Source organism: Stenotrophomonas capsici (genome assembly GCF_034961085.1).
GTDB classification, from domain to species: Bacteria; Pseudomonadota; Gammaproteobacteria; order Xanthomonadales; family Xanthomonadaceae; genus Stenotrophomonas; species Stenotrophomonas capsici.
Genome location: NZ_JAYFUH010000235.1, coordinates 1 through 4,257, shown reverse-complemented (window position 1 = coordinate 4,257; position 4,257 = coordinate 1). Strand labels below are relative to the sequence as shown.

General features: G+C 70.0%; 6 protein-coding genes. 3 read left to right on the top strand and 3 right to left on the bottom strand.

Annotated elements, in window-relative coordinates; translation table 11 throughout:
* The 3 genes from VA603_RS12060 to VA603_RS12050 all read left to right on the top strand — a co-directional run.
* On the top strand, positions 1–626 hold a 626-nt coding region (locus VA603_RS12060), incomplete at its 5' end, for a glutamine amidotransferase (protein ID WP_323438989.1).
* A gap of 5 nt (positions 627–631) precedes the next feature.
* On the top strand, positions 632–1,165 hold the full coding sequence (locus VA603_RS12055; RefSeq protein ID WP_323438988.1) for a 2'-5' RNA ligase family protein: 534 nt from the start codon (positions 632–634) through the stop codon (positions 1,163–1,165).
* A 150-nt stretch (positions 1,166–1,315) separates the two neighbouring features.
* The gene (locus VA603_RS12050; RefSeq protein WP_132863982.1) at positions 1,316–2,215 is read left to right on the top strand and encodes a BPSS1780 family membrane protein; all 900 of its coding nucleotides are present in this window, start codon (positions 1,316–1,318) and stop codon (positions 2,213–2,215) included.
* Between the two features lie 73 nt (positions 2,216–2,288).
* Here VA603_RS12050 and VA603_RS12045 read toward each other — a convergent pair whose 3' ends face one another.
* The 3 genes from VA603_RS12045 to VA603_RS12035 form a co-directional block, all read right to left on the bottom strand.
* The gene (locus VA603_RS12045) at positions 2,289–3,290 is read right to left on the bottom strand and encodes a diguanylate cyclase domain-containing protein (protein ID WP_132863983.1); all 1,002 of its coding nucleotides are present in this window, start codon (positions 3,288–3,290) and stop codon (positions 2,289–2,291) included.
* Complete coding sequence (locus tag VA603_RS12040; RefSeq protein ID WP_313255719.1) at positions 3,281–3,829, bottom strand: chemotaxis protein CheB; 549 nt, start codon at positions 3,827–3,829, stop codon at positions 3,281–3,283. Before VA603_RS12040 ends, VA603_RS12045 begins: the two co-directional genes overlap by 10 nt.
* 29 nt (positions 3,830–3,858) lie before the next feature.
* Positions 3,859–4,257: CheR family methyltransferase (locus VA603_RS12035; RefSeq protein WP_323438987.1), on the bottom strand; the 399-nt coding region annotated here is incomplete at its 5' end.

Here is a 4,257-nt window from a genome sequence, read left to right as displayed (position 1 = left end):
AGGAAGCCGAGACCGTGGTGGTCAACGTCGAGCACGGCGAGACGCTGCCCGACCGTGGCGAATTCGCCGCCACCATCGTCACCGGTTCGGCCGCCTTCGTCACCGACCGCGCCGACTGGAGCGAGCGCAGCGCCGACTGGCTGCGCGATGCCGCCCATGCCGGCATGCCGCTGCTGGGCATCTGCTATGGCCACCAGCTGCTGGCCCACGCACTGGGCGGCGAGGTGGCCTACAACCCGGCCGGGCGCGAGTCCGGCACGATCCGCCTGGAGCTGGAAGCACCGGCCGCGGCCGATCCGCTGTTCGCCGGCCTGCCGGCCACCTTCCCGGCCCACGCCACCCACCTGCAGACGGTGCTGCGCGCCCCCGAAGGCGCCACCGTGCTGGCGCGCTCGGTGCAGGACAACTGCCACGCCTTCCGCTGGGGCGAGCAAGCCTGGGGCCTGCAGTTCCACCCCGAATTCGCCACCCACCACATGCGCGGTTACGTGCGCGCACGCGCCGACTGCATCGCCCGCCATGGCGGCTGCGCGCGCAGCGTTGCCCGCGAGGTCAGCGCCGCACCGCTGGCCCGCCAGCTGCTGCGCCGTTTCGTGCGCCACGTGCGGCGCAGCGAGCACCATTGAAGCCCATGTTCGAGCACCCCTGCTACGTGGTGCTCGAACTACCCGACCCGGTCGCCGCGCAGGTGCTGGCGCTGCGTCGTCGCTACGACACCCGCCTGGCCGGCTACCCGGCCGAGATCACCCTGGCCGGCTCCTCCGGGCTGGGGACACTGGCGACGGGGCAATCGGAAACCGGAGTGCTCGACCGGCTGCAGGTGCTTGCCCATGCACACCTGCCACTGCCGGCGCGGTTCGTGGCCATCCGTCGTTTCGCCACCGGCCCGGTGATCTGGCTGCAGCCGGAAGATCCCGCCCCGCTGGAAGCCTTCCACCGCGCCTTGGCCGGCAGCGGGCTGGCCTTCCAGCCACACCGTTTCGCCTACACGCCGCATTGCAGCCTGAGTACCACCACGCTTGCGGTGGAGCAGCAGGAACACCTGCTGGCCGAGGCGGTCCCCGCCGAACGCTTCATCCTCCGCCGCCTGGCGCTGTACGAAGTGGTCGAAGGGCGCCCGGCACTGCTACGCCGCTTCGAGGCCGCCCCTTCCCGGGCCGGATGAATTCCGGCGTTCCGCGCCGGCCCTTCGGCGCACCGCCAGGCCGGGGCCAGGAAGGGGGCGTTACCTGCGCCTGATAACGCCACGACACGTTTCAAGCGATAATCCGCATACGTCGGCATGACCGACGCTCCCCCCTGTTTCGGAACTGCAATGAGCGAGATTCGCAAGGTGTCGGCCTCCGCCGGCGCGGAATGGCTGCTGACCGGCTTTGGCCTGCTCAAGCGCGCGCCGCTGGCGCTGGGCTCGCTGGGCATCCTGTGGGGTCTGGGGACCTCGCTGGTGCTGTCGCTGTCGCTGCTGGTGCCCGCGCTGGGCACGCTGCTGCAGTTCCTGCTGCTGCTGGCCGGCCCGTTGTTCATGGGCGGCCTGCTGTGGGCCGTGCGCGAAGTCGACCAGGGCCGCCCGGCCCGTCCGGCACACCTGCTGCAGGGCGTGCAGGAAGGCCGCGCGCCGCACCTGCTGGTCGCCCTGCTGCCGCAGCTGGTGGGCGCGTTGCTGCTGGGCACGCTGCTGCTGGTGCTGGTCGGCGGACCGTCCGGCTTCCAGCACCTGTCCGAGGTGATGCTCAAGCTCAACGAGCTCAGCCAGTCCGGCACGCAGCCGGACCCGGCGCAGATCGAGGCGCTGGTCGCCACCCTGCCGGCCGGTCGCATCCTGTTGTGGCTGCTGCTGATGCTGGCCACCTTCGCCGCGTTGACCCTGGCCCTGTTCGTGATGCCGCCGCAGGTGATGTTCCAGCGCGCCACCGGCGTGCATGCACTGCGCCAGAGCCTGCGCGCCAGCATCCACAACCTGCCGGCGATGCTGGTGTTCTTCGTGCTGGCCTTCATCGCCATCTTCGCGATCTATTTCGCGGTGATGATCGTGGCGCTGGTCATCGGCCTGATCGCCGGCCAGGCCGCGGCGATGGCCGTGGCCCAGCTGTTGTTGATGGCGGTGCTGATGCCGGTGTTCGCCGGCGCGGTCTACGCCGCCTGGAAGCAGATGCTGGCCCCGGCCGATGCCGGCAGCACGCCGCCGCCGTCCAGCGGCCACGTGTTCGAGGCCTGAGTTTGGACCCGCCTCCCGGCCCGGCAACGGCGGGAGGCATCGGCGGCGCCGGGGGAACCCCGGCCGTGCACGATCACGCCGTGTCGCGGCTGCGCTTGGTCAGGTACATGGCCTGGTCGGCGGCATGCAGCAGGGCATTCACCTCCGCGCCATCGGCCGGGTAGGCGGCCAGCCCGATGCTGGCGGCAATGGTCAGGGCCACGTCCTCGCCATCCCGCAGGCGATAGCACATCGGCACCTCCAGCGCCTTGCCCAGCCGTTCGAGCAGGCGGTGCGCGTCGCTGATGTCGTCCAGTTCCTCCAGCACCAGCGCGAACTCGTCGCCGCCGAGGCGGGCCACGGTGTCGTTCTCGCGCAGCGTGCCGCGCAGGCGCGCGGCCAGCTCCACCAGCATCGCGTCGCCGGCGCCATGGCCCCAGGTGTCGTTGACGTCCTTGAAACGGTCCACGTCCACGTAGACCAGCGCGAACATGCCGTTGTGGCGCGAGGCGCGGTGGTGTGCGCTCTCCAGGCGGTCCATGAACAACGCGCGGTTGGGCAGGCCGGTGAGCATGTCGTGCATGGCCAGGTGGCGCATCTCCTGCTCCATCTGCTTGCGCTGCTCGACCTCGATCTCCAGCTGCCGGTTGCGCTCGGACAGCTCGCTCAGGGCATCGCGCAGCGCCACCCGGTGCCGGTACAGCTCCAGGAACACCTGCACCTTGGACAACAGGATGGTCGCCTCCAGCGGCTTGGCCATGTAGTCCACCGCGCCGAAGCCGTAGCCCTTGAGGCGGTGCACGTCATCGGCGTAGGTGGCGGTGACGAAGATGATCGGGGTCTGCCGGGTGGTCTCCTCCTGGGACAGGATCTCGGCCACTTCGAAGCCGTTGATGTCCGGCATGTAGACGTCCAGCAGCACCAGCGCGAACTCGTCGTCCAGCGTGGCCTTGAGTGCTTCGTTGCCGGAGGACGCCTCGATCACGTCCACGTCCAGCTTGGCCAGCACGCGGCGGATCACCAGCAGGTTGGCGGGGTTGTCATCCACCGCCAGGATCTTCGGGCGCTGCGGGGCAGGCGGCTTGGTCACGAACATAGGGTTTCCAGCAATTTGGGAATTCCGGGCAGCGGCAGGCAATGGTCGGCCCCCGCCAGTTCCAGCGCGGCGGCCGGCATCACCGGTACCTGCGCGGTATGTGGATCCTGCACGATCACCGTACCGCCTTGGCCGCGGACGCGCAGGCAGCCCTCGGCGCCATCGGAATTGGCCCCGGTGAGCAGCACGGCAAGCAGGTGTTCACGCCAGACGCCGGCAGCAGATTCGAACAGGACATCGATGGAGGGGCGGGAGAACGACACCCTCGGATCGACACTCAAAGCGAAACGGCCGTCACGTTCCAGCAGCAGATGATAGCCCGAGGGCGCGACATAAACCGTGCCGGGCCGGGGCTGTTGGCGTTCCTCGGCCTCCACCACGGTCTGGCCGCTGCGGCCGGCGAGCAGTTCACAGAACAGCCGCATGTCCTCCGAACCGCTGTGGCAGACCACCACCATCGGCACCGGCAGCGGCCCGGACAGGCCGCCCAGCAGGACGTGCAGGGCCTGCAGCCCGCCCGCCGAGCAGCCCACCACCACGGCCTGCGGCTGCGGGCCGGCGGGGCGGTTCACAGCGTGCCCCCGGCATTGCGGTAGAGCCGCAGCTCGGCGTCCAGCGGCACGAAGTCGCGGGCGCTGGGCGCGAACCGGATCGACTCGCGGTTGCCCAGGCACAGGAACCCGCCGCGGCTGAGGCTGCTGCGGAACAGCCCCAGCACCCGGTCCTGCAGGGCGTCGGAGAAATAGATCAGCACGTTGCGGCACAGGATCAGCTGCGCCTCGCAGAACACCCCGTCGCAGACCAGGTTGTGGTTGGCGAAGGTGACCCGCTCGCGCAGCCGCGCGTCGAGCTTCATGAAGTCGTAGCGGGCGTGGTAGTAGTCCGACAGCGTCTGCCGGCCACCGGCGGCCAGGTAGTTCTCCGAGTACAGGCGTGCGTCGCGGATCGGGAAGATGCCCTCCTGCGC